The 21,699-nt window shown below is 64.4% G+C and carries 26 protein-coding genes and 1 tRNA gene; 18 read left to right on the top strand and 9 right to left on the bottom strand.

The features are described from left to right. Positions 1-97 precede the first annotated feature (97 nt). From bfr to VGN46_RS08050, 3 genes are all read right to left on the bottom strand, one after another. Positions 98-580 carry a bacterioferritin gene (gene bfr / locus VGN46_RS08060; RefSeq protein ID WP_331642507.1) on the bottom strand — a complete coding sequence of 161 codons (483 nt, stop codon included), beginning with the start codon at positions 578-580 and terminating at the stop codon, positions 98-100. Between the two features lie 189 nt (positions 581-769). Then, complete coding sequence (locus VGN46_RS08055; RefSeq protein WP_331642505.1) at positions 770-973, bottom strand: (2Fe-2S)-binding protein; 204 nt, start codon at positions 971-973, stop codon at positions 770-772. Between the two features lie 63 nt (positions 974-1,036). Next, positions 1,037-1,588 carry an RNA pyrophosphohydrolase gene (locus tag VGN46_RS08050; RefSeq protein ID WP_331642503.1) on the bottom strand — a complete coding sequence of 184 codons (552 nt, stop codon included), beginning with the start codon at positions 1,586-1,588 and terminating at the stop codon, positions 1,037-1,039. 140 nt (positions 1,589-1,728) lie between these two features. Between VGN46_RS08050 and VGN46_RS08045 the strand changes: the two genes are divergently transcribed. Then, a tRNA-Met gene (locus VGN46_RS08045) sits at positions 1,729-1,805 on the top strand. A 116-nt stretch (positions 1,806-1,921) separates the two neighbouring features. On the opposite strand, the gene VGN46_RS08040 is transcribed toward VGN46_RS08045, so the two are convergent. Next, positions 1,922-2,518, bottom strand: a complete 597-nt coding sequence (locus VGN46_RS08040) for a LuxR family transcriptional regulator (RefSeq protein WP_331642500.1) — start codon at positions 2,516-2,518, stop codon at positions 1,922-1,924. A 210-nt stretch (positions 2,519-2,728) separates the two neighbouring features. Here VGN46_RS08040 and queD point away from each other — a divergent pair, with 210 nt between their 5' ends. The 12 genes from queD (at position 2,729) to glmU (ending at position 13,243) form a co-directional block, all read left to right on the top strand. Then, positions 2,729-3,082 (top strand): 6-carboxytetrahydropterin synthase QueD, encoded by a 354-nt coding sequence (queD, locus tag VGN46_RS08035; RefSeq protein WP_331642498.1) that lies wholly within the window; start codon positions 2,729-2,731, stop codon positions 3,080-3,082. A gap of 336 nt (positions 3,083-3,418) precedes the next feature. After that, on the top strand, positions 3,419-3,748 hold the full coding sequence (locus tag VGN46_RS08030) for an ATP synthase subunit I (RefSeq protein ID WP_331642496.1): 330 nt from the start codon (positions 3,419-3,421) through the stop codon (positions 3,746-3,748). A gap of 3 nt (positions 3,749-3,751) precedes the next feature. Then, complete coding sequence (atpB, locus tag VGN46_RS08025; RefSeq protein WP_331642494.1) at positions 3,752-4,591, top strand: F0F1 ATP synthase subunit A; 840 nt, start codon at positions 3,752-3,754, stop codon at positions 4,589-4,591. Positions 4,592-4,668: 77 nt separating this feature from the next. Further along, positions 4,669-4,956 carry a F0F1 ATP synthase subunit C gene (gene atpE, locus VGN46_RS08020; protein ID WP_139978979.1) on the top strand — a complete coding sequence of 96 codons (288 nt, stop codon included), beginning with the start codon at positions 4,669-4,671 and terminating at the stop codon, positions 4,954-4,956. Positions 4,957-5,042: 86 nt separating this feature from the next. After that, positions 5,043-5,513: a F0F1 ATP synthase subunit B gene (locus tag VGN46_RS08015; RefSeq protein WP_331642489.1), complete on the top strand. Its 471-nt coding sequence runs from the start codon at positions 5,043-5,045 to the stop codon at positions 5,511-5,513. Between the two features lie 2 nt (positions 5,514-5,515). Beyond that, positions 5,516-6,049 carry a F0F1 ATP synthase subunit delta gene (locus tag VGN46_RS08010; protein ID WP_331642487.1) on the top strand — a complete coding sequence of 178 codons (534 nt, stop codon included), beginning with the start codon at positions 5,516-5,518 and terminating at the stop codon, positions 6,047-6,049. A gap of 58 nt (positions 6,050-6,107) precedes the next feature. Continuing rightward, the gene (gene atpA, locus VGN46_RS08005; RefSeq protein WP_331642485.1) at positions 6,108-7,658 is read left to right on the top strand and encodes a F0F1 ATP synthase subunit alpha; all 1,551 of its coding nucleotides are present in this window, start codon (positions 6,108-6,110) and stop codon (positions 7,656-7,658) included. 62 nt (positions 7,659-7,720) lie between these two features. After that, on the top strand, positions 7,721-8,629 hold the full coding sequence (atpG, locus tag VGN46_RS08000) for a F0F1 ATP synthase subunit gamma (RefSeq protein WP_331642483.1): 909 nt from the start codon (positions 7,721-7,723) through the stop codon (positions 8,627-8,629). A 76-nt stretch (positions 8,630-8,705) separates the two neighbouring features. Continuing rightward, positions 8,706-10,118 carry a F0F1 ATP synthase subunit beta gene (atpD, locus tag VGN46_RS07995; RefSeq protein WP_331642481.1) on the top strand — a complete coding sequence of 471 codons (1,413 nt, stop codon included), beginning with the start codon at positions 8,706-8,708 and terminating at the stop codon, positions 10,116-10,118. 42 nt (positions 10,119-10,160) lie between these two features. Then, on the top strand, positions 10,161-10,586 hold the full coding sequence (locus VGN46_RS07990; RefSeq protein ID WP_331642479.1) for a F0F1 ATP synthase subunit epsilon: 426 nt from the start codon (positions 10,161-10,163) through the stop codon (positions 10,584-10,586). 108 nt (positions 10,587-10,694) lie between these two features. Beyond that, positions 10,695-11,777 carry a DUF748 domain-containing protein gene (locus tag VGN46_RS07985; protein WP_331642477.1) on the top strand — a complete coding sequence of 361 codons (1,083 nt, stop codon included), beginning with the start codon at positions 10,695-10,697 and terminating at the stop codon, positions 11,775-11,777. An 89-nt stretch (positions 11,778-11,866) separates the two neighbouring features. Beyond that, positions 11,867-13,243: a bifunctional UDP-N-acetylglucosamine diphosphorylase/glucosamine-1-phosphate N-acetyltransferase GlmU gene (gene glmU / locus VGN46_RS07980; RefSeq protein WP_331642476.1), complete on the top strand. Its 1,377-nt coding sequence runs from the start codon at positions 11,867-11,869 to the stop codon at positions 13,241-13,243. Positions 13,244-13,265: 22 nt separating this feature from the next. On the opposite strand, the gene VGN46_RS07975 is transcribed toward glmU, so the two are convergent. After that, positions 13,266-14,252 (bottom strand): pteridine-dependent deoxygenase, encoded by a 987-nt coding sequence (locus VGN46_RS07975; protein ID WP_331642474.1) that lies wholly within the window; start codon positions 14,250-14,252, stop codon positions 13,266-13,268. A gap of 176 nt (positions 14,253-14,428) precedes the next feature. Here VGN46_RS07975 and VGN46_RS07970 point away from each other — a divergent pair, with 176 nt between their 5' ends. The 4 genes from VGN46_RS07970 to VGN46_RS07955 all read left to right on the top strand — a co-directional run bounded on the left by VGN46_RS07970 (position 14,429) and on the right by VGN46_RS07955 (position 16,467). Further along, positions 14,429-14,701, top strand: coding sequence for a phosphopantetheine-binding protein (locus tag VGN46_RS07970; RefSeq protein ID WP_331642566.1), 273 nt, complete (start codon positions 14,429-14,431; stop codon positions 14,699-14,701). A 62-nt stretch (positions 14,702-14,763) separates the two neighbouring features. Further along, positions 14,764-15,072, top strand: a complete 309-nt coding sequence (locus VGN46_RS07965; RefSeq protein ID WP_331642472.1) for a hydroxymyristoyl-ACP dehydratase — start codon at positions 14,764-14,766, stop codon at positions 15,070-15,072. Beyond that, the gene (locus VGN46_RS07960) at positions 15,069-16,019 is read left to right on the top strand and encodes an acyltransferase (RefSeq protein WP_331642470.1); all 951 of its coding nucleotides are present in this window, start codon (positions 15,069-15,071) and stop codon (positions 16,017-16,019) included. Before VGN46_RS07965 ends, VGN46_RS07960 begins: the two co-directional genes overlap by 4 nt. Beyond that, positions 16,012-16,467, top strand: a complete 456-nt coding sequence (locus VGN46_RS07955) for a phosphotransferase (RefSeq protein ID WP_331642468.1) — start codon at positions 16,012-16,014, stop codon at positions 16,465-16,467. The genes VGN46_RS07960 and VGN46_RS07955 overlap by 8 nt, the downstream gene beginning before the upstream one ends. A gap of 10 nt (positions 16,468-16,477) precedes the next feature. Here the strand turns inward: VGN46_RS07955 and VGN46_RS07950 are convergent, their stop codons facing one another. The 4 genes from VGN46_RS07950 to VGN46_RS07935 are packed head-to-tail and all read right to left on the bottom strand — an operon-like array spanning position 16,478 to position 20,853. Continuing rightward, positions 16,478-18,073: an NAD(P)/FAD-dependent oxidoreductase gene (locus VGN46_RS07950; RefSeq protein WP_331642466.1), complete on the bottom strand. Its 1,596-nt coding sequence runs from the start codon at positions 18,071-18,073 to the stop codon at positions 16,478-16,480. Between the two features lie 22 nt (positions 18,074-18,095). Then, complete coding sequence (locus VGN46_RS07945) at positions 18,096-18,857, bottom strand: glycosyltransferase family 2 protein (RefSeq protein WP_331642464.1); 762 nt, start codon at positions 18,855-18,857, stop codon at positions 18,096-18,098. Then, positions 18,854-19,654 carry a beta-ketoacyl synthase chain length factor gene (locus VGN46_RS07940; protein WP_331642462.1) on the bottom strand — a complete coding sequence of 267 codons (801 nt, stop codon included), beginning with the start codon at positions 19,652-19,654 and terminating at the stop codon, positions 18,854-18,856. The genes VGN46_RS07945 and VGN46_RS07940 overlap by 4 nt, the downstream gene beginning before the upstream one ends. After that, positions 19,651-20,853, bottom strand: coding sequence for a beta-ketoacyl-[acyl-carrier-protein] synthase family protein (locus VGN46_RS07935; protein WP_331642460.1), 1,203 nt, complete (start codon positions 20,851-20,853; stop codon positions 19,651-19,653). The genes VGN46_RS07940 and VGN46_RS07935 overlap by 4 nt, the downstream gene beginning before the upstream one ends. A gap of 117 nt (positions 20,854-20,970) precedes the next feature. Here VGN46_RS07935 and VGN46_RS07930 point away from each other — a divergent pair, with 117 nt between their 5' ends. Next, positions 20,971-21,672 carry a YdcF family protein gene (locus VGN46_RS07930; protein WP_331642458.1) on the top strand — a complete coding sequence of 234 codons (702 nt, stop codon included), beginning with the start codon at positions 20,971-20,973 and terminating at the stop codon, positions 21,670-21,672. The last annotated feature ends 27 nt before the right edge of the window (positions 21,673-21,699 follow it).

Below are 21,699 nucleotides of genomic sequence, written 5' to 3'. Positions count from 1 at the left end.
CGTGAAGGGCGATGGTATAGCCCCTGTGTTTCCGAATGGTCAAGGAACCGTGCCACGCCCCCACGAAAAAGGCCGCCTTGCGGCGGCCTTTCGGGCATCAGTGCTTGTCGAGCGAGCCGACCTTGCTGAGCATGTAGCGTTCGGGGCCGATATCCGAAATCAGGCTGAACTGCGTTTCGAGCCAGTCGATATGCTCTTCTTCCTGGCCAAGGATGAACTTGAACAGGTCACGGCTCACGAAATCGTGGATGCCTTCGCTGTAGGCGACGGCCTCGCGCAGGTCCTTGGTGGCGATCATTTCCAGGTCCAGATCGCCCTGCAGGCACTCGACGACGTTTTCGCCGATGCGCAGCTTGCCCAGGTGCTGGAGGTTCGGCAGGCCATCGAGGAACAGGATGCGCTCGATGAGCTTGTCCGCGTGCTTCATTTCCTCGATCGACTCTTCGTACTCGTGCTTGGCGAGTTCGTTGTAGCCCCAGTCCTTAAACATCCTGTAATGCAGGAAGTATTGGTTGATGGCGGCCAGCTCGTTGTAGAGGACCTTGTTGAGGAATTCGATAACCTTCGCGTCGCCCTTCATGTGGCGTCTCTCCCTTGAATGCAGACGCGACTATACGTCGCCCGAAAAGACGATGACGTAACGAGAATGAAGACGGTTTGCGTCCGCGAATAGATGTCCACCCGGACTTCGCGCGGATCGACCGTCAGGCCTCGATCGACCTGTAGGAGCGCGCTCGCGCGCGATCCGGCCGCAGGCCGGCCCGAACCTTCAGGCGGTAACCGGGAGGAAGGTCAACACTGCCGGCCTGGCGTCGACGGCCTCACGCAGGCACTGGCGCGCCTCTGGCTCGCAGGCGCCGCAGCAGTCCGAGCAACCCGTGCGGGCCTGGAGCTCGGCAAAGGTCTCCACGCCCTCGGCCGCAAGGCGACGGATGGCGTGATCGGTGACGGCATTGCACATGCAGATGTACATGGGTGCGAATTCGAACGCGAATGCGAACGATTGTCAACTGCGCAGTTGTGAAGGCCGTTCAGGTTAGCCCTGACCGGCGGCCTCCCGGGCCAGGCGCAGAAGCTCGGCCTGCTGGGGGCAGGTGCCAATTTCCACGCTGCATACGGTTTCCACCGTGGGCGCGAACTGGCGCAGGGCGCGTTCGTACACCTCGCGCTTGAAGTTGACCACGTGGTTGGCGGGGTACCAGAAATCCACCCAGCGCCAGAGATCGAACTCGGGCTTCTCGCAGGCATCGAGCTTGAGGGCATCCTCGCCGCCGGTCAGGCGGAGCAGGAACCAGACCTGCTTCTGGCCGATGCAGGTGGGGCGCTGATGGTGGCGCACGAAGCGGTTGGGCAGCCGGTAGCGCAGCCAGCCGCGGGTTTCGGCCAGCACTTCGACGTGGTGAGCGTGCAGGCCGGTCTCTTCCTCGAGCTCGCGATACATCGCTTCCAGCGGTGTTTCATCGCTACGCATGCCGCCCTGGGGGAACTGCCAGCCGTCGCGATTCACCCGGCGCGCCCAGAACAGGCGGCCGTCGGCGTTGAGGAGGACAATCCCCACGTTCGGTCGATAGCCATCTGCGTCGATCATTCAGCCTCCGCGAACCTTTCGCGTTAGGTCGATTCAACCACAGCGCGAGAAGTCGCTACAAGGCGCCCCTTGATCGGCGAGCCAGCCCCGATTAAACTGCCCGGCCTTCGCGGCCCTGTTCGCGGAAGACCAGGTTTCATGGCTAGGTAGCTCAGCTGGTCAGAGCGCGGCACTCATAATGCTGAGGTCGGCGGTTCGAGCCCGCCTCTAGCCACCAAGAAAAAAAGAAAGCCGCCCCGGTATCCGGGGCGGCTTTTTTCTTGCCCGGCCTGTAGGAGTGCGCTTGCGCGCGACGGGTCTTACCGCGAGCATCCATCGCGCGCAAGCGCGCTCCTACAGGGGGTTTGCTTCGAGTTCGGAGGATGCGGTGTCCAGCACCACCCTCGCCAGTTCCACTACGTTATGTACACGCAGCTTGGTCATCAGGTTGGAGCGGTGCAGCTCCACGGTCTTGGGGCTGATATTCAACTCGCTTGCGATCACCTTGTTGAGCTTGCCGAGCATGATCCCATCGAGTACCTGCGACTCGCGGCGGGTCAGTGCGACGCCGGGGCGCAGGCTGGTCAGGGGGTTTGCCTCGGCCTCCGCCGCGGCGGGCTCCTCGCCAAGAGGCATCAGGAACACCGCCTGAAACGCAACCGGCGCGACATCCAGCACCTCACGGGTGACGCGATAGCGCCGGGGCGTGGCGTGGCGATCATGGAAGAGGAACTCGTCGGGTTGCGCGGTCGGCGTCAGGTGCGCTTCCAGCCACGCTGGGCCCGCCCGGCCGCGGGATATGCCGAATTCCCTCTGGAACGCGGCGTTGACCATCACGGCACGGCCGCCGTCACTTCGCCAGACCACGCAGGGCCAGGGCAGGGCGGAAAACACTCCGGCGGCCAGCGCGCAGGGCTGCGGCTGGTCGACGGACTCACGGCCAAGGCACATGGATGCCTCCTTCAGTGAACCATCCGGTGTGGGCGGGCGCCCCCTCGCGCCCCCGATCTAGTTACCACTGCAACCGTTGCGGCATGAAAAGTCCATGAACCCGGCACCCGGATTGGCCGAAGTGAGACATGCGTCGTGAAGGTTCCCTGAGTCCGGTCAACTTCGGGATGTCCGCTACAATAGGCCGCAGAATCCCGGCTTACCTCCTTCATGCGCATCTTCAAGACTTTCAATATCGAAGCGGCCCACCGCCTGCCGAACGTGCCCGAGGGGCATAAGTGCTCGCGCCTGCACGGCCATTCGTTCCACGTCGAGCTCCACGTCGAGGGCCCGATCGACCCCGTGCTCGGCTGGGTGATGGACTTCGGCGACCTCAAGGCTCGCTTCAAGCCGCTTTATGAGCGCCTGGACCACAACTACCTCAACGACATCGAGGGGTTGGAGAACCCGACAAGCGAGAATCTGGCTCGCTGGATCTTCGAGCACCTGCGCCCCGAGGTACCGTTGCTATGCAAAGTCGTGGTGCACGAAACCTGCACCTCGGGCGCCGAGTACACGCCGTAACGCCAAGCGCTTATTCGGCAAGGCAAAAGCTGTCATCGCAACAAATTATGGTTGCTGCCCTGCAACAGGCGGGACTACACTGCGGCACCTTCCCGCTCTAGCGGGGCAGGTGCCGGGAAGCCGCAATGGCAGCCTGGCCAAAGCTCGATCAACGACGCGACGCATCGTCGCGCCGGCGACTGGTTATGGACTTTCGTCGCTTGTCCGGTTGTTTACGGCACTGGTATACTTTTCCAGATTAAACCGTGGCCCGTTGAACCATCTGGTGCCGCCTTCGAGCGAAACCACGGGAGCCTCGCGTTGCTCAATAGTCTTGCCGCCGGTCGTCACCTAGCCATGCGCGTGGTTATCACGCAGCTGGCGGTGGCTGTGGTTGCGGGACTCGCTTTCTCCCTGCAGGGGCGTGCCGCTGGACTGGCCGCGTTTGCAGGTGCCCTGGTCGTCGCTCTCGCTACCGCGCTGCTTGCCGCGCGAGCGTTCAGCGCGCTGGGCGGGGCGGGGGCAACGTTCATGCGCTTCCTCGTGGGCATGATCCTTCGCTGGATCATCCTCATCGGTGGGCTGCTGCTCATACTGGTTCAATGGAAGCTGCCACCCTTGCCGGCACTGGTCGGCCTGGTAGCGGCTTACGCGGTCAACATATTTGCATTCAGATTCAAGGGTTGAGGCATGGCTAGCGAACCGCAGGGCGGTCTAACCGAATACATCCAGCATCACCTGAACCACATGACGGTGAATTTCAGCGCCGATCATTTCTGGTTCTGGAACCTCCGTGCCGACTCGATCGTCGTCTCCTTTGCCCTGGGCGTCGCGTTCTGCCTGTGGTTCTGGCTGTTCGCCCGCAAGGCGACCTCGGGCGTGCCGTCCAAGGGCCAGGCCCTGGTCGAGCTGGCCATCGAGTTCGTCGATACGCAGGTGAAGGACACCTTCCACGGCGACCGCCGCACGGTCACGCCGCTGGCGCTGTCGATCTTCATGTGGGTGTTTCTCATGAACGCGATGGACCTGCTGCCGGTCGACCTGGCTGGCTGGCTGGTGCATACGTTCGCGGGTGCCGAAACGGCCCACCATACTTACTTCCGCATGGTGCCCACCGCCGACATCAACACCACCGTCGGCCTGTCCGTCGCCGTGCTGTTCATCGTCATCGGCCACGGCATCAAGGCCAAGGGCGGCTTCGGTTTCGGCAAGGAACTGCTGACCGCGCCTTTCCATGCGGAGAACCCGGTGGTCAAGACCATCCTGGTCATCCCGAACCTGCTTCTCAACGTCGTCGAAACCCTGTCGAAGCCCGTGTCGCTCGCCATGCGACTGTTCGGCAACATGTACGGCGGCGAACTGGTGTTCATGCTGATTGCCGGTCTGATGGTGAGCTGGATCAGCTTCGTGCCTGGCGTGTTGTTCAACACGGCCTGGGCGATCTTCCACATCCTGATCATCGCCCTCCAGGCGTTCATCTTCATGATGCTGACGATCGTCTACATCGCCACGGCGCGGGAACACCACTAACTCACCGCACCGACGTACCACTTTTTTAGTTCGTCTTTTTTCCACCCTTTCGTCATTCGTTTATCCAGGAGATCACCATGGAACTCGCCTCGCTTCTCGCCCACGTGCAGGGCATGACCGCCATCGCCATCGGCGTCATCATCGGCCTCGGCGCCCTGGGCGCTTGCCTCGGCATCGCCATCATGGGCTCGAAGTTCCTCGAGTCGGCTGCCCGCCAGCCGGAACTGGTCCCGCTGCTGCAGGGTCGTATGTTCCTGCTCGCCGGCCTGATCGATGCGGCATTCATCATCGGCCTCGCCGTGGCGCTGCTGTTCGCCTTCTCGAACCCGCTGGTCGGCGTCGTCCGCGCTGCGGTCGGCGGCTAATCAAGCCGTTGGTTCGTCTTGTCGCCGCGGCTTAATCGCCGCGGCGGCCGTCAGTACACAAGCGTTCGGAGTACTTCGGAGAGATCATGGAAATCAACATGACCTTCCTGGGCCAGATGATCTCGTTCGGGATCCTGGTCTGGTTCACCACCAAGTTCATCTGGCCCCAGCTCAACGGTGCCATTGAAGAGCGTCAAAAGAAGGTGGCCGAGGGGCTCGCCGCCGCTGAGCGTGCCCGCGCTGAACTCAAGGATGCCGACGCCAAGGTCGCGCTCGAGATCAAGCAGGCCCGCGTGCAGTCCACGGATATCATCGACAAGGCGCAGGCCCAGGCCAACGCCATCATCGAGAAAGCCCGCGTGGAAGCCACCAATGAGATCAACCGTCTGAAGGCCCAGGCCCAGGACGAGATCGCCACGATGGCCCAGCGTGCCCGTGAGCAGCTGCGTGAGCAGGTGGGTTCGCTCGCCATCAAGGGTGCGGAAAAGATCGTCCAGCGTGAAATCGATCCGGCGGCCCACAAGGCGCTGCTCGACCAGCTCGCTGCCGAGATCTGACCATGGCCCAGGCGCTCACCCTCGCCCGTCCGTATGCGCGCGCTGCCTTTGAGGTAGCGCACGCATCCGGTGCCCTCGCCGACTGGTCGGCAGCGCTGAATTTCTCCGCCGCCGTGGCTGCCAACCCCCAGGTTGCTGGCCTCGGCAACGATCCGCGCGTGCTGCCAACACAGCTCGTCGCGATCCACCTTCCGCAAGGCATGGCTGTCGACGCGCCGTTCGCCCGCTTCCTCGAGGAGCTGGCGGAAAACAACCGCATGCCCTTGCTGCCGGAAATCGCTGCGCTCTACGACCAGTACAAGCTGGAGTCGGAGTCGACCCTGAAGGTCAAGGTCACCAGCGCACTGGATCTCGATAACGCCCAGGCCGAGGCACTGCGTGCCTCGCTGAAGCGCCGCTTCAAGCGCGAGATCGAACTGGATACGCACGTCGATCCGGCGTTGCTTGGTGGTGTCGTCATCGACACCGGCGAGCAGGTCATCGACGGTTCGGCGCGAGGCCGCCTGCGACGGCTGGCCAGCGCGCTGACGCACTGAATACGAGCTTCTCATACCACCGGGTGCCGTGAGAGCGGCGCAACCCAAGGAACCGACCATGTCCAGCACCACTCTGAATCCGTCCGAGATCAGCGAGCTGATCAAGTCCCGCATCGAGCAGTTCAAGCTCGGTGCCGAGGCACGCAACGAAGGCACGATCATCAGCGTGTCCGACGGCATCGTGCGCATCCACGGCCTGGCCGATGTGATGCAGGGCGAAATGATCGAACTGCCGAACGATACCTACGCGCTCGCGCTGAACCTCGAGCGCGACTCGGTCGGCGCCGTGGTGCTCGGTGAATACCAGCACCTGCGCGAAGGCGATTCGGCCAAGACCACCGGCCGCATCCTCGAAGTACCGGTCGGCCCGGGCCTGCTCGGCCGCGTCGTCGATGCGCTCGGCAACCCGATCGACGGCAAGGGCCCGATCGATGCCGCCGGCAGCAGCCCGGTCGAAAAGGTCGCCCCGGGCGTCATCTGGCGCCAGTCGGTCGATCAGCCGATGCAGACGGGCTACAAGTCCATCGACTCGATGATCCCGATCGGCCGTGGCCAGCGTGAGCTGATCATCGGCGACCGCCAGACGGGCAAGACCGCCGTCGCGATCGACGCCATCATCAACCAGAAGCACTCGGGCATTAAGTGCATCTACGTGGCCATCGGCCAGAAGCGCAGCTCCATCGCCAACGTGGTGCGCAAGCTCGAAGAAAACGGCGCGCTGGCCAACACCATCGTCGTCGTGGCTTCGGCTTCCGAAGCGGCTGCCCTGCAGTACGTCGCGCCGTACTCCGGCTGCGCCATGGGTGAGTACTTCCGCGATCGCGGCGAAGACGCGCTCATCGTGTACGACGATCTGTCCAAGCAGGCCGTGGCCTACCGCCAGATCTCGCTGCTGCTGAAGCGCCCGCCGGGCCGTGAAGCCTACCCGGGCGACGTGTTCTATCTCCACTCCCGCCTGCTCGAACGCGCTTCGCGCGTCAGCGCCGAGTACGTCGAGAAGATGACCAACGGCGAAGTGAAGGGCAAGACCGGTTCGCTCACCGCGCTGCCGATCATCGAAACCCAGGCGGGTGACGTCTCGGCCTTCGTGCCGACCAACGTCATCTCCATCACCGATGGCCAGATCTTCCTGGAAACCGATCTGTTCAACGCCGGTATCCGTCCGCCCGTCAACGCCGGTATCTCGGTGTCGCGCGTCGGTGGTGCTGCCCAGACCAAGATCATCAAGAAGCTCTCCGGTGGCGTGAAGCTCGCGCTCGCGCAGTACCGTGAGCTTGCCGCGTTCGCGCAGTTCGCTTCGGATCTGGATGCCGCCACCCGCGCGCAGCTCGATCGTGGCCAGCGCGTCACCGAACTGATGAAGCAGGCGCAGTACTCGCCGCTGTCGCTGGGCGAGCTTGGCCTTTCGGTGTTCGCTGCCGAGAAGGGCTACCTCGACGACCTGCCGGTCAACAAGGTGCTGGCATTCGAGAAGGGCCTGCATGCCTTCTTCCGCCAGAACCAGGGCGATCTGATGAAGAAGATCGACGCCACGGGCGACTGGGACAAGGACATCGAGGCGACCTTCAAGTCGGGCGCCGACGAGTTCAAGAAGACCGGTAGCTGGTAAGCCGTACCCACGCGGGGCGGCTCCGCCGCCCCGCTGCGTCACCCCTTAAAGACGAGTAAGCCATGGCTAGCGGCCGCGAAATCAAAACCAAGATCAAGAGCACGCAGAACATGCGCAAGGTGACGCGTGCGCTCGAAATGGTCTCGGCGTCGAAGATCCGCAAGGCGCAGGACCTGATGAAGGCCTCGCGTCCTTATGCGCGCCTGATGCGCAAGGTTATTGCCCACGTCGCCCAGGCCAGCACGGACTTCACCCATCCGTTCCTCACCGAGCGCGAGAACGTCGCGCGCGTCGGCTTCATCGTCGTTTCGACCGATCGCGGTCTGGCCGGCGGCCTGAACTCGAACCTGTTCCGCCGCACGCTGACCTCGATCCGCGAATGGCAGGGCAAGGGCGCTGAGATCGATGTGGTGGCGGTCGGCCAGAAGGCCGTGCAGTTCTTCCGCCGCATCAAGGGCGTGAACCTGATCGGCTCGGCCACGCACCTCGGTGAAAAGCCGAAGCTCGAAGACCTGATCGGCGTGATCAAGGTCGTGCTCGATGCCTACGGCGACAACAAGCTCGATCGCGTTTTCCTGGTCTACAACGACTTCGTGAACACGATCGTGCAGAAGCCGACGATCGAAGCCTTGCTGCCGGTCACGCTGGTCGCCAAGGAACTCGAGAGTGCGGAAGGCGATGCCGCGCAGGGCGTGAAGGTCGAGCAGACCCACGACTGGGATTACATCTACGAACCCGATGCGCGCACGGTGCTCGAGCACCTGATGACGCGCTACATCGAGTCCGTGGTGTACCAGGCCGCACTGGAGAACCTCGCCAGCGAACACGCTGCGCGCATGGTCGCCATGAAGGCCGCGTCGGATAACGCAAACAAGGTCATCGGCGAACTGACGCTCATCTACAACAAGGCACGTCAGGCCGCGATCACCCAGGAAATCTCGGAAATCGTCGGCGGCGCCGCCGCGGTTTAACCGAACAGTACACGCGATGGCGACGCACGACGCGGCGCCCGAACAGAACCTTAGAAAGATTCATCCGGAGCATTCCATGAGCCAGGGTAAAGTTGTCCAGATCATCGGCGCCGTCGTCGACGTCGAGTTCCCGCGCGACCAGGTGCCGCAGGTTTACGACGCACTGAAGATCGATGGCACCGAGATCACTCTCGAAGTGCAGCAGCAGCTCGGTGATGGCATCGTGCGCACTATCGCGCTCGGTTCCACCGACGGCCTGCGCCGCAACCTGATCGCCCGCAACACCGGCGAAGGCATCAAGGTGCCGGTCGGCACCGCGACGCTCGGCCGCATCATGGACGTGCTCGGCAATCCGATCGACGAAGCCGGCCCGATCGGCGAGAAGGAGCAGTGGGTCATCCACCGCGAAGCTCCGTCGTACGACGAGCAGGCTGCCGCGAACGAACTGCTGGAAACCGGCATCAAGGTCATCGACCTGATGTGCCCATTCGCCAAGGGCGGCAAGGTCGGCCTGTTCGGCGGCGCCGGCGTCGGCAAGACCGTGAACATGATGGAGCTCATCAACAACATCGCCAAGGCGCACTCGGGTCTGTCCGTGTTCGCCGGCGTGGGTGAGCGTACTCGCGAAGGTAACGACTTCTATCACGAGATGAAGGACTCCAACGTCCTTGATAAGGTCGCGATGGTCTACGGCCAGATGAACGAGCCGCCGGGCAACCGCCTGCGCGTCGCGCTGACCGGCCTGACCATGGCTGAGTACTTCCGTGACGAAAAGGATGAGTCGGGCAAGGGTAAGGACGTCCTGCTCTTCGTCGACAACATCTACCGTTACACGCTGGCCGGTACCGAAGTGTCCGCGCTGCTCGGCCGTATGCCGTCAGCGGTGGGTTACCAGCCGACCCTGGCCGAAGAGATGGGCGTCCTGCAGGAGCGCATCACCTCGACCAAGACCGGCTCGATCACCTCGATCCAGGCCGTCTACGTCCCCGCGGATGACCTTACCGATCCGTCGCCGGCCACCACCTTCGCGCATCTTGATGCCACGGTGACCCTGAGCCGTGATATCGCCTCGCTGGGTATCTACCCGGCCGTCGATCCGCTGGCTTCCAGCAGCCGCCAGCTCGACGCCTCGGTGATCGGCCAGGAGCATTACGACATCGCCCGTCGCGTGCAGGGCACCCTGCAGCGCTACAAGGAGCTGAAGGACATCATCGCCATCCTGGGCATGGACGAGCTCTCGCCGGAAGACAAGGCCGCCGTCTCGCGCGCCCGTAAGATCGAGCGCTTCTTCTCGCAGCCGTTCCACGTGGCTGAAGTGTTCACCGGCTCGCCCGGTAAGTATGTCGCGCTGAAGGAAACCATCCGCGGCTTCAAGATGATCCTCGACGGCGACCTCGACCACCTGCCGGAGCAGGCGTTCTACATGGTCGGCGGCATCGACGAAGCCATCAAGAAGGGCGAGGACATGGGTGCGAAGAAGGCCGCGTAAGCGCCTTCATCGCCCCTTCCCCCACGCACGGAATAGAAGCCCATGACCCACACCATCCGCGTCGACATCGTCAGTGCCGAAGCCGAGATCTTCTCCGGTGAAGCCACGCTCGTGGTCGCTACCGGTGAGCTTGGCGAGCTGGGCATCGCGCCGCGCCACGCGCCGCTCATCACCCGCCTGAAGCCGGGCCACGTCGACGTGGTCGGCGCCAACGGCGACCGCCAGCAGTTCTACGTTTCTGGCGGCATCCTCGAGGTGCAGCCGCAGGTCGTCACGATCCTCGCCGATACAGCCGCCCGCGCGGCCGATCTCGACGAGGCCGCGGCCCTGAAGGCGAAGGAAGAAGCGGAGGCCGCGCTGGCCAACCGCGGTGAGCAGCTCGATGTGGCCGAGGCCCAGGCCAAGCTGGCCGAAGCCCTTGCCCAGCTCCAGGCGCTGGAGCGCATGCGCAAGACGCTGAAGCACTAAGCGTCCTGCCCTGTCCTCAGAAAAACCCCGCTTCGGCGGGGTTTTTTGTGGGCCGTTCGTGGCCCGTCTTCATCCCGTGACGACCTCCGTCATCACACACTGCCGGTTATGCATGTTCGTTATCGCCGCAGCCTGTGGATCCTGCTTGCCCTCGCGATCGTCCTGATCGCGGCGCGCGTAGCGCTGCCTTTCATCGTCCTCAACCAGCTCAATGCGCGTCTTGCCCACATGGGCGCCTACGCCGGCCACATCGAAGACATCGATATCCATCTGTGGCGTGGCGCGTATTCGCTCGACCGCCTGCGTATCGCCAAGACCGAGGGCAAGGTGCCGGTGCCGCTGTTCGACGCTGAGCGAACCGACATTTCGCTCAGCTGGCCCGCACTCACCCGCGGCCACCTGCGTGGCAAGGTCGAATTCTTCGAGCCGACGCTCAACTTCGTAGACGGTCGCGGCGAGGGCGATACCCAGACCGGCAAGGGCGTGGACTGGCGGGCGCAGTTACGCGCCATCGTACCGACCCGCATCGATGAGTTACGCGTGATCCACGGTACGGTGACCTTCCACAACTTCGTGTCCAGCCCCAAGGTGGACCTGAAGATGACCGACGTGAACGGCACGGTCACCAACCTCACCAACGTGCAGCGGGAGGGCGGCTCCCGCGTCGCCCACATGGATGTCACCGCGCACATCCTGGGCGATGCACCGCTCCAGGCCAAAGCCGAGTTCGATCCACTCGAGGAAGCAGGTGATTTCCGCTACGAACTCACGGTCAACAACATCAAGCTCATCCGCGCGAACGACCTCGTCCGCGCTTACTCGGGACTCGACTTCGCGGCCGGCGAGGGCGACTTCGTCATGGAGCTGCAGGCGAAGGACCGCAAGCTCGATGGCTACGCCAAGCCGCTGTTCCGCGGCCTGAAGATCTTCAGCTGGAAGCAGGATGTGGTGCAGGAGAAGAAGAACCCGCTGAAGCTGGCGTATGAAGCCGTGGCCGAGGGCGTCACCAAGGTCTTCAAGAACCAGTCGAAAGACCAGTTCGCCACGCGCGTGCCTATCTCCGGCACCATCGATAGCAAGAATGTGTCGACCGTCCAGGCCATCGTGGGGATCCTGCACAACGCGTTCGTGGAGGCCTACAAGCCGAACCTGGAACACCTGACGGCGCGTCCCGACGATGACAAGGACTGAACACCGGCCGGATTAGTGCGGAGGTTGGACTTGGCACGGCGCCCCGAAACGCGCGAAAGTGCGGCCCTGACGAACTGGCAGGCACGCCCATGACCCATCCGCTGCACGTCCTGATCCTCGCCGCCGGCGAGGGCAAGCGCATGAAATCCGCCTCGGCCAAGGTGCTGATGCCCCTCGCAGGCCGACCGCTCCTGGCACATGTCATCGAGGCGGCCCGGGCGCTGGATCCGGTCGGTGTTCACGTGGTCTATGGGCATAACGGGGAACAGGTACGGCATGCCTTCGCCGCGGATACGGCGCTGGGCTGGATTGAGCAGCGCGAGCGGCTCGGTACGGGCCATGCGGTGCGCACGGCGCTCGAAGCGCTGCAGGCGGATGGAAAGCTCGAAGGGCGCGTACTCGTGCTCTACGGCGACGTACCGCTCATTCGCAGCGAGGTGCTCGCGGCGCTTGTCTCCGGCCAGGCCAGCCTGGGCATGCTAGCCACCCGCTTGCCGAACCCCGCAGGCTACGGCCGCGTGGTGCTGGATGCCGAAGGCCGGGTACGCCATATCGTCGAGGAGAAGGACGCGAGTGCGGCACAGCGTGCGATCGACCTCGTGAACACCGGCATTGTCACGGGTGATGCGGCGCGCCTGCTCGGCTGGACGCAGCAACTAGGCAACAGCAACACACAGGGCGAGTACTACCTCACCGACATTTTCGAGATGGCCGCGGCGGAAGGTGCGCCGGCGGCCTGTATCGATTGCGATCCGGTCGATGCCTCGGGTGCTAATGATCCCTGGCAGCTGGCCGGGCTCGAAGCGATGTACCGCGAGCGCATGGCCCGGCAGCTGGCCGTCGCGGGCGTGCGCATCGCGGATCCACTGCGACTCGATGTGCGTGGCAAGGTCAGGACAGGCACCGATGTCGAGATCGACGTGAACGTGATCTTCGAAGGCGATGTCGAGCTCGGCAACGACGTGCGCATCGGACCCTTCACCCGTGTGCGCAATGCCACGCTGGCGGCAGGCACCGTAGTGCTCGCCCACTGCGATCTCGATGGCGTGGTCACCCATGGCCCGTGCACGATCGGTCCCTTCGCACGCCTGCGCCCAGGCACCGACCTGGCGGAAGGCGTGCACATCGGCAATTTCGTGGAAACCAAAAACGCGGTGATCGCAGCGGGCTCGAAAGCCAACCACCTTTCCTACCTGGGCGATACCGTGATCGGCAGCAAGGTGAACATCGGTGCGGGCACGATCACCTGCAACTACGATGGCGTGAACAAGAGCCGCACCACGATTGAAGATGGTGTATTCGTCGGCTCGAACAGTTCGCTCGTCGCCCCGGTCACCCTGGGTGCGGGCGCGACGATTGGTGCGGGCACGGTCGTGACGCGCGACGCGCCGGCCAACGAACTCACCCTCGCCCGCGCACGCCAGACCACGATCCCCGGCTGGCACCGCCCCACCAAGAAAATGTAGGAGCGCGCTGGACCTTCAGGGTTTAGCGGTAGCGCCAGCCGTCGATTTCGACCAGCAGCTCTTCGCGGCAGATATCGCCGTGGACGATTAGCAGGGGAGCCTCGGGCCAGTGCTCATCGGCAAAGGCCTTTACCGCGGCCATGTCCTCGGGGTGCCGTACATACGCCTTCAAGGGCGCCCGTGCATCAAAGCCTTCCGGCGCACCGCCATGGGCAAGTAGCGCATCAAGGTTGCGGCGTGTTTCCGCGAGCTGGGCGGGAAGATCTCCGGCGTGCGCCGACGCGTGGCCCACGACGGCCGCCGTTCCGGAAATGGCCAGCACATCATCCGCGGGCAGGAAGGTAGCCCGGGCGAAGCTGGGTGGCGTACGCCCGTACTGGCGCGGGTATTCCCACGCGCTGACCTGGCGGGGATTCTCGACACGGGTACCCGGGCGATCGGTCGCCAGCAGATACACCTGCAAGAGCCCTTCGTGGGCGTGGTGGCCGATCGCGGACGCTGCCGGGAAGCCTTGCGCGAACACGTCGCCCATGCCGGCAATGCGACCGGTGCAGAACTGCTTGTAACGTTCGTCGTCCCCGGCACCGGCATTGATCGCGCCAAGGTAGTTCCAGATGCGCTGCACGTGACGCTCGGGCGAACCCGCCACGAAGGCCGAGAGCAGGCGGTACGCATGCGCCGCGGCGCCCTCGGGGCCACCGTGGTCGGCCTCATCACATTCCACCGCGGCGTACAGCCAACCGCCGCCGCGCGACCAGCGCAGGTCGCCGAGGCGGCCGTGGGTGACATCGCTCTCCACCGTCCACCGTTCGACCGAGGCGGCGCCCAACGGCTCGAGCGCCACGTTCAGCCAACGCGGATCATCGATGGCCACGGCCGAGGTGCCGAACCCGAACACCGCCAGGGTACCCGGTGGCAAGGTGCCTGCGGGCGGTTCGCCATAGGTGACGATCGGAGAGGGGCGGGCAGCGAGCGGGGATCGCTCGCGCATGTCACTGGCTGGGCGCATCGAGGCTTCCATGTAAACGCTGGCACCTATCATATCCTGCGACCGTATGCGGGTTCGTGGCCGTGTCTTCACGTGGCTGAATGTAAGCTCGCAGGTGCTTGAAAAGCCCTGTGTTACACTCCGCCGCCGCTGCCATCCGGGGGGAGGCAGGCATGATCCGGGGACTTGAGAAAACCATGGCAACGCAGACCGAAGCACAGAAAGAACTCGCCGAACTGATCGTCACCAGCCTGAACCTGGAAAGCGTCAAACCGGCCGATATCGACCCGGAGGCGCCCCTGTTCGGCGGCGACCTGGGCCTGGATTCCATCGATGCGCTGGAGATCGCCCTCGCGGTGTCCAAGCGTTATGGGTTCCAGCTGAAGTCGGACAACCCCGACAATCGCACCATCTTCACGAGCCTGCGTTCCCTGTCCGAGCATATCGAACAGCACCGCGCGGCCGCCTGACAGCCGTTCAGGTCACGCTGATCCATGCCGTGGTTTGCTCTGCGCAAACCCGGCGCATGACCATGACCGACACAGCGACCCCTTACCAGCACGCCTTCCGCATCGCGGCTGGCCACCCCAGCTTCGCCGGGCATTTCCCCGGGCGCCCCATCGTGGCCGGTGTGCTGATCCTCGAAGAGGCAGCGCTGGCCTTGCATGCCTGGCGTGGGGCCTCCGTGCGCCAGGTGATCGATGCCAAGTTCGTGGCGCCGCTCCTGCCCGACGAAGAGGCGGTGCTCGAACTCAGCGATGTGGGCGCGTGCCGTTACCGGTTGCTGGTCCGCCGCGGCGATACGACCCTGCTGCGTGGCACGCTGGAGGGCAGCGCATGAGCCATTGGCAGCAACGCGAAGGCGGGGGCTTCTTTGCCATCTGGCTCCTGCGCACGATTGGTCTCGGGCTTGGCCGAAGGGTGGCGCGCCTGTTGTTGTGGCCAATCGCCCTGTACTTTTTCCTGCGCCGTCCCGCCGAGCGGCTGGCCTCGCGCCTCTACCTTGCCCGGGTGCTCGGTCGCGAGGTGACCCACGCGGATGTGTTCCACCACATCCACATGTTTTCCGCGACGCTGCTTGACCGGATGTTCTTTCTCGCCCGGGGCGAGCGCGATTTTGATGTCGAGGTGGAAGGCCTCGACGCACTCGATGCATGCCTTGCCAAGGGGCACGGCATCTTGTTGCTCGGTTCGCACCAGGGCAGCTTCGAAGCCCTGCGCGCCGTGGGCCACCGCCGCCCGGACGTCACGCTGCGCGTCGTGCTCGATAAACAGAAGACCCCCGCGCTCACGGCCTTGCTCGAGGCGCTCGCGCCGGAGGTCGGCGCCGCGGTGATCGACGCATCGTTGGGCGGTACGTCGGTCGCGCTGGCCATGTCAGAGAGCGCGGCGCAGGGTGCCATGGTCGCGTTGCTCGCCGACCGGGGTAATCCGCACGAAGCCGCGCGCGTCGTTCCATTCCTCGGCACGCCCGCCTCGTTCCCCGTAGGCCCGTGGCTGTTGGCCTCGGCCCTGAAGATCCCGGTGGCACTCTGCTTTGGCATTTACCTGGGTGGCAATCGCTACCGTCTGGTCTTCGAGATGTTCTCTGACGGCATCGACATCCCGCGTGCGCGTCGCGCCGAATCCCTTGACGAGATCGTGGGGCACTTTGCGGCTCGGATCGAGCATTACTGCCGTCTCTACCCGTTCAATTGGTTCAACTTTTACGATTTCTGGCAGGAAGCGGATGGCTCCCGTGCCACCGCGAATGCCACGTCGCCGCCGGTACAACACGCCGATGCCTGACAGTCTCCCGGCACCCACGCTCGACAAGGCGGACTTCGCCTATCTTGTGCCGCACGCGGGCGACATGTGCCTGCTCGATGGCGTGGTCACCTTCGATGACGCCACGATCCACGCGGTTAGCACGACGCACACCGCGCCCACGCATCCGTTGCGCAGCGCGAACGGCCTGCACGCTGTCCATCTCGCGGAATACGGCGCGCAGGCCACCGCAGTGCACGGTGCCTTGCGCGCCAAGGCGGCAGGTGCGACGCAACCACGGCCGGGCATGCTGGTAAGCCTGCGCGGCGTAAAGTTGACCGTGGAACGCGTGGACACGTTGGCAGGCCGCCTGGATGTCTTCGCCGAATGCCTGCTCGCCGACGATACCGGCGCACAGTACACCTTCCGCGTGGAACACGAGGGGCGCGAAATCGCCAGCGGCCGGGCGGCGGTCATCCACCCGGCCTGAGGTGCGTCGATCAGGCGACGAGGTCGAACAACTTCGTGCGCGTGCCTTCGATATCGAGAAGGTGTTCGTAACCTTCAATCAACTCAGGATGATCGGCGATGGCGCGCTCGATGGAGCCTGCCGCAAGCAGGCGCATCATCCTCACGTTGTTGCGTAGCCGGGCTGCGAGCGATTCGTCATCCAGCACATCATGCAGCGTGCGGTTCATGTCAGCGAACCAGGTCAGGTCGCGCTGATCCATCATGTGCTTGTGATTGCGTTTGCCCGAGACCGCATGCCAGCGCTGGAAGAAGCCCTGCATTTCGATGTTGAGCTCGGCGCTGCCCGTGAGCTCTGGTCCCATATGCGCGATAAACTCCGCATCGCCAAGGCGGTTCTGGAACACGATCTGGCACAGCACGCCCCAGTAATACGCGTAATCCCAGATCACCTTGATCGGTAGCACTTCCGGATCGTCGAACAGGTTGTACTGGCCGCGATACATGCGCAGCGTGCTGTCGTAGAACGAGAAGAACAGGCGCTCGAAAAGCCGTGCGCGCGAGGCCAGCGCCTCGCCACGCCGGTCGATGCCGACCAGTTGCGTGATGTAGGTGTTGGTGATCGCGATGAAATCGCTGCCCGGCGAATAGAACGGATCGAGGAAGGCGCCTGCTTCGCCGGTCAACGCCCAGCGGTCGGGCGAGAACATCCGCGAACAACCGTACGAGAAATTGCGGAAGAAGGCGAAATCCAGCAGCTTGTCCTTGCGCGCGTCAACCTGCTTCGCCAGCACGGGCTGGTGCTCCCAAAGCCACGCCAGCGCTTTGTCGAAGGTGTTCATCGATTCCAGTGGCTGGATTTTCGCGTCCGCCACGATGCCCACCGAATGGGCGCCCGACGCCAGTGGGATCAGCCAGACCCAGTAACCCGGGCCCACCAGATGGTTCGTGGAGCGCCAACGTTCCGGCGGGTGGCAGCGATCCTTCCATTCCGCGTCATCGCACCACCCATCGATGGCCAGGCGCTCGTTAATGCGAAACCAGACGGCGTTCGCGTGGTGACCGTTGTCGCGGGTCAGGTCGAGCTTACGACGCATGAGGCCGGCACGGCCGCTCGCATCGAGGAGCCAGCGTGCCTTGAGTTCGGTATCGCCTTCGGCACCCTTGAAACGAATCGTGTGGGGCTCGTCGCCGCTGCCGATATCAAACCCGCGGACCGTGACGCCTTCGCGGAAATCTATGCCGCGACGGAGCGCTTCATCACCCATGAAATTTTCAAGGATGCCGCGATCGATCTGGTAGCTTGGCGTCGGGAGCACGGCGCTCACACCCAACTCGGTGACGTCGGCCAGATCATCCTTGCCATCAGAGAAGAAGAAGCGAAAGCCGAACTTGCGGATCTGCTCGGTTTCGAGATGTTCATGCAGGCCTAGCGTATCGGCAAAGTAATGCGCCGCGATCTCCACGGTGGATTCGCCGACCTTGAAGGCCGCCTCAGGCAGCGGCCGCGTATGCCTCTCGAGTACCACGATATCCATATCCGGGTATTCACGCTTGAGCTGCATCGCCAGTGAGAGCCCTGCCAGGCCTCCCCCGAGGATCACGGCATCGTGCGGCTTGTGGTCCATCCTTTCCACCCCTTGTTACGTTCTAGTGAGTTGTCGCGGTGTCGCCAATGATCGTCGGCGTGGCGCGGGAGCGCCGATAGCTATCAACGATATGGCCGTAGTGAATCAAGCGGCCAATCGTGTAAGTGGTAATGCGCGTGACATCGCGCACCGGGCTGAAGTGGCTGATCCGAAACGCGCCCTCATAGCGCGAGGCGATCGGTACGGAGACGACACCGACTCCGCATTCGCGGCAGGCGGTGATCAGTACCGCCGCCTCGAAGACGAAGTTCTCCGCAGGAAGATCGACCAGGTCGAGCGCGGCGCGCGGGTAGAAGCGTTGGCCGCTTTGCGTATCGGCGATCGGGCGGCCGCATGCCCACGATATGCCCCAGTCAGCCACGGCATTGGCACGACGGCGCCCCGGTGGCTGCTGCTCCTTGGCCAGCAGCCGGGCGCCGATAACGATCGCGCCCGGATGCTGGCGGCTGGCTTCGAGCATCGCCGGGATATCCTGAGCCAGGTGCTGGCCGTCGCCATCCATGGTAATGACGCCATCGAAGCCGAGGCGCATGGCCTCGCGAAAGCCGGTGCGTAATGCTTCGCCCTTGCCGCGCCGCATCGTGTGGCGCAACAGCGTGACGTCCAGCCCCGCGACGATCTCCGGGGTACGGTCGTCCGAGCCGTCATCCACCACGATGACCGGCATGCCAAGCGACAACGCGCCACTGATGACGCCTGCGATCGCCTGTGCCTCATTCAGGCAGGGGATCAGCACGCAGTAGCGGTTGCCGTGGGTGTTCACGGTGCGGTGTTCAGATCGATGTGCAGATCGAGCCCACGTGCTGCCGCGACGCGTAAGGCAGCTGGCCTTGCCACCGCGAGTGCGTGAAGCAGCGGTACGGCGAACGACGAGGGATTGCTCGTCGTGATGCCATCCATCCATGCGTCCCCACTCGCCTCGTGCGCGCTGTTGCCGGGCTCGGGGGTGATATCCAGCCGGATCGCCGCACCATCAGCCCGCGGCGACAGTACCAGTGCGGAGGCGAACGGACCGGTGGTGCTGGTCATGCCACCCAGCGGGCCCGTGCCGGCGATGTCGTAGCTGGCGAGGAGCACATCACGGTCGTCGGCTACGGCTTGCGTCGCGGCTTCGAGCAAGCCCGCGCCGAAGGTTTCCTCGCCGCCTGACACGGCACTCGATGCGGCGTGGCAGTGCGTGGCGATGGTCCAGTACCCGGCGGGGGCGTTATGCACGGAGTTGTGGAACTTCGTGGGCGAGAGTTCCGCTGGTGCGGTGGCAAGCGTTTCGCACATGTAGTCGGTGATCACCTGGTCGCCGTGCGCGGAGGCGAACACGCACGGCAGGGTGGCGGCGTCGAGGCCACTCATCGTTACTGCCTGGCCGGCCGCGGCTGCGGCGAGCAGCACGCTCTCCGGAGCGCGGCGCCGCTCATTCGCTGGCAGCACATCGGCCGCCGGCCGCTGGAACTCGCCGGGCGACGTAGCGCCCGTGGCGACCTCGCAGAAGGCATGCCACGTCGGCGTCCCCGGCGCCCACAGGCCAATACCCTTCACCCACACGGTCAGCGCGGCGCTCATGCGGCGGCTCCGCGGCGGGCGAACGCGAGGCAGGCGTTGTTGCCGCCGAAGCCGAACGAGTTGCTCAGGGCGATGCGCACATCGGCCTTTTCGACCTGCCATGCCATTTGCGGTCCGCACAGCGGATCCGGCATGGTCGCGCCAAGGTTCGCCGGCACGATACCGTCGCGCATCACCAGTAACGTCATGACGGCTTCGACGATGCCGGCGGCGCCGAGTGTGTGGCCTGTGAAACCCTTGGTCGAGCTCGCCCGTGTCGATGCCGGGAAGCTGCGAGCGACCAGCGACGCTTCGACTTCGTCGTTCTTCTGGCTGGCCGTGCCGTGCAGGTTGATGTAGTCAATATCCCCTGCTTCGAGCCCCGCCCGCGCCAGCGCATCGCGCAGGGCGAGTTCCGCACCCAGGCCTTCGGGATGCGGCGTCGACATGTGGTGGGCGTCGCTGGCTTCGCCGTAGCCGATGAACAGCGGCGTGGTGCCACCCTCGATGGCGCGCTCGATCAGCGCGAAGCCACCGGCCTCGCCCAGCGAGATACCGTTGCGCCCGGCATCGAACGGACGGCAGGGCTCTTCAGACACCAGCTCCAGTGAGTTGAAGCCAAACAGCACGCTGTCGCACAAGGTATCGACGCCACCGACGACCGCCGCGTCGACCAGGCCGAGGCGGATCATGCGTTCGGCATTCGCGAAGACCTTGGCGCTGGACGAGCAGGCCGTGGCCACCGTGAGACAGGGGCCTTCGAGGTCGAACAGGCTGGCGACGAAGCCGGCCAACGAATGCGGCGTATGGATGGCGGGGCGGTGCAGGTCGGCGGGAAACGCACCGTGGTCGAGGCGGCGATAACCTTCTTCGGTCGCACCAATGCTTGCCGTGGAGGTGCCAAGCAGGACCGCGACTCGCGATGCGCCGTAATGCTCACGGGCGGCGTGCACCGCCTCGATGAAGGCATCCTGGCGTAGCGCAAGCCACGCTAGCCGATTGTTCCGGCATTCCCATTGCGCGTGTTCGCGCGGAAGCGGTTCGTCTTCCAGGCCGGCGACGCGGCCAATCCAGCAAGGCAGTGGCGCCGTCGAAAAATCATTGGGTGCGAGGCCGCCGGTGGAATCGGCGATGGCGCGGGCGTGGGCTTCACGACCACGTCCGAGGGCCGAGGTGGCCGTAAACGCGGTGACCGCTAGAGGGGGCATGGGATGAGGCATGCCGCGAGCCTATCCTTTTTGTGCCGTAGCGTCTCGTGAACGGGATGCTCGCGGTTCAGGCGATTGCGTGCCCGCGCGTGATCCGCAAGACTGGCCGCCCTAAGGAATCCGCATGCCATGAACGGGTTACCCAAAACGATGCGCCGCGGTCCGTGGCGCTACCTGGGCGACGGCGACATCCTCGTGGCCGCCGGTATCACGTTGCTCGCCCTGGTCGGAACCCTTGGGCTGCTGTACGTGGCGCACTTCGTACGCGTGTGGCGCGTTGCGACCCGCAGCCCTGTTCATGCGAAGGCGGCGCAGACGCTGCTGGTGTTCGGGCGAAAGCTGGTGGGAGGCCAGCTTGAGGCGGATTTCGTCAACCGCCTGGAGCGCGCCCGTACCAACGCGCGCGATGGCTTGACCCAAAGGGTCCTGCTACTGGGTGGGCGCAGCGATGGCGGCGCGGTAAGCGAAGCCGAAGCTGGCCTTCGTTGGCTGCAAGGAGGCGAGTGGCCTGGCAACGTGCCGGTGATACTCGAACAGGAATCGGTCGACTCCCTGGAGAACCTGCGCCACGCGCGCGACCTGCTGCGGATCGAGGGGAGTCTCCCTTCCGTGGCCTTGGTCACCAGCCGCTATCACCTTGCCCGTTGCCTCTACCTCGCGCAGCGGCTGGCGTTCGATGCGACGCCGGTGGCGGCCGAGGCGTCGTTCCCTGGGGATTACCGTTATATAAGGCGCATGGCGCTGGAGGCCGGGTACCTTATGTGGATCGACATGGGCTTTCGCTGGGCCCGTCTCACCGGTAACCAACGCGTGGTGGCACGCCTTTCCTGATCGTCAGTGAGACGTGGCCGTGTGCCA

It is taken from the genome of Luteibacter sp. (genome assembly GCF_036500425.1).
In the GTDB taxonomy this organism is placed as follows: Bacteria; Pseudomonadota; Gammaproteobacteria; order Xanthomonadales; family Rhodanobacteraceae; genus Luteibacter.
This window is presented reverse-complemented; position numbering and strand designations above follow the sequence as displayed.

Excerpts from the sequence above, each read along its gene's own strand:
- bfr (WP_331642507.1), bottom strand. The coding sequence starts at position 580 with ATGAAGGGCGACGCGAAGGTTATCGAATTCCTCAACAAGGTCCTCTAC.
- VGN46_RS07930 (WP_331642458.1), top strand. The coding sequence starts at position 20,971 with ATGAACGGGTTACCCAAAACGATGCGCCGCGGTCCGTGGCGCTACCTG.
- VGN46_RS08030 (WP_331642496.1), top strand. The coding sequence starts at position 3,419 with ATGCGCGTGGTTATCACGCAGCTGGCGGTGGCTGTGGTTGCGGGACTC.
- atpD (WP_331642481.1), top strand. The coding sequence starts at position 8,706 with ATGAGCCAGGGTAAAGTTGTCCAGATCATCGGCGCCGTCGTCGACGTC.
- VGN46_RS08055 (WP_331642505.1), bottom strand. The coding sequence starts at position 973 with ATGTACATCTGCATGTGCAATGCCGTCACCGATCACGCCATCCGTCGC.
- VGN46_RS08010 (WP_331642487.1), top strand. The coding sequence starts at position 5,516 with ATGGCCCAGGCGCTCACCCTCGCCCGTCCGTATGCGCGCGCTGCCTTT.
- glmU (WP_331642476.1), top strand. The coding sequence starts at position 11,867 with ATGACCCATCCGCTGCACGTCCTGATCCTCGCCGCCGGCGAGGGCAAG.
- atpG (WP_331642483.1), top strand. The coding sequence starts at position 7,721 with ATGGCTAGCGGCCGCGAAATCAAAACCAAGATCAAGAGCACGCAGAAC.
- VGN46_RS08040 (WP_331642500.1), bottom strand. The coding sequence starts at position 2,518 with ATGTGCCTTGGCCGTGAGTCCGTCGACCAGCCGCAGCCCTGCGCGCTG.
- VGN46_RS07970 (WP_331642566.1), top strand. The coding sequence starts at position 14,429 with ATGGCAACGCAGACCGAAGCACAGAAAGAACTCGCCGAACTGATCGTC.
- VGN46_RS07940 (WP_331642462.1), bottom strand. The coding sequence starts at position 19,654 with ATGAGCGCCGCGCTGACCGTGTGGGTGAAGGGTATTGGCCTGTGGGCG.
- atpA (WP_331642485.1), top strand. The coding sequence starts at position 6,108 with ATGTCCAGCACCACTCTGAATCCGTCCGAGATCAGCGAGCTGATCAAG.
- queD (WP_331642498.1), top strand. The coding sequence starts at position 2,729 with ATGCGCATCTTCAAGACTTTCAATATCGAAGCGGCCCACCGCCTGCCG.
- VGN46_RS08015 (WP_331642489.1), top strand. The coding sequence starts at position 5,043 with ATGGAAATCAACATGACCTTCCTGGGCCAGATGATCTCGTTCGGGATC.
- VGN46_RS07955 (WP_331642468.1), top strand. The coding sequence starts at position 16,012 with ATGCCTGACAGTCTCCCGGCACCCACGCTCGACAAGGCGGACTTCGCC.
- VGN46_RS08050 (WP_331642503.1), bottom strand. The coding sequence starts at position 1,588 with ATGATCGACGCAGATGGCTATCGACCGAACGTGGGGATTGTCCTCCTC.
- atpB (WP_331642494.1), top strand. The coding sequence starts at position 3,752 with ATGGCTAGCGAACCGCAGGGCGGTCTAACCGAATACATCCAGCATCAC.
- VGN46_RS07975 (WP_331642474.1), bottom strand. The coding sequence starts at position 14,252 with ATGCGCCCAGCCAGTGACATGCGCGAGCGATCCCCGCTCGCTGCCCGC.
- VGN46_RS07985 (WP_331642477.1), top strand. The coding sequence starts at position 10,695 with ATGCATGTTCGTTATCGCCGCAGCCTGTGGATCCTGCTTGCCCTCGCG.
- VGN46_RS07960 (WP_331642470.1), top strand. The coding sequence starts at position 15,069 with ATGAGCCATTGGCAGCAACGCGAAGGCGGGGGCTTCTTTGCCATCTGG.
- VGN46_RS07990 (WP_331642479.1), top strand. The coding sequence starts at position 10,161 with ATGACCCACACCATCCGCGTCGACATCGTCAGTGCCGAAGCCGAGATC.
- atpE (WP_139978979.1), top strand. The coding sequence starts at position 4,669 with ATGGAACTCGCCTCGCTTCTCGCCCACGTGCAGGGCATGACCGCCATC.
- VGN46_RS07935 (WP_331642460.1), bottom strand. The coding sequence starts at position 20,853 with ATGCCTCATCCCATGCCCCCTCTAGCGGTCACCGCGTTTACGGCCACC.
- VGN46_RS07965 (WP_331642472.1), top strand. The coding sequence starts at position 14,764 with ATGACCGACACAGCGACCCCTTACCAGCACGCCTTCCGCATCGCGGCT.
- VGN46_RS07950 (WP_331642466.1), bottom strand. The coding sequence starts at position 18,073 with ATGGACCACAAGCCGCACGATGCCGTGATCCTCGGGGGAGGCCTGGCA.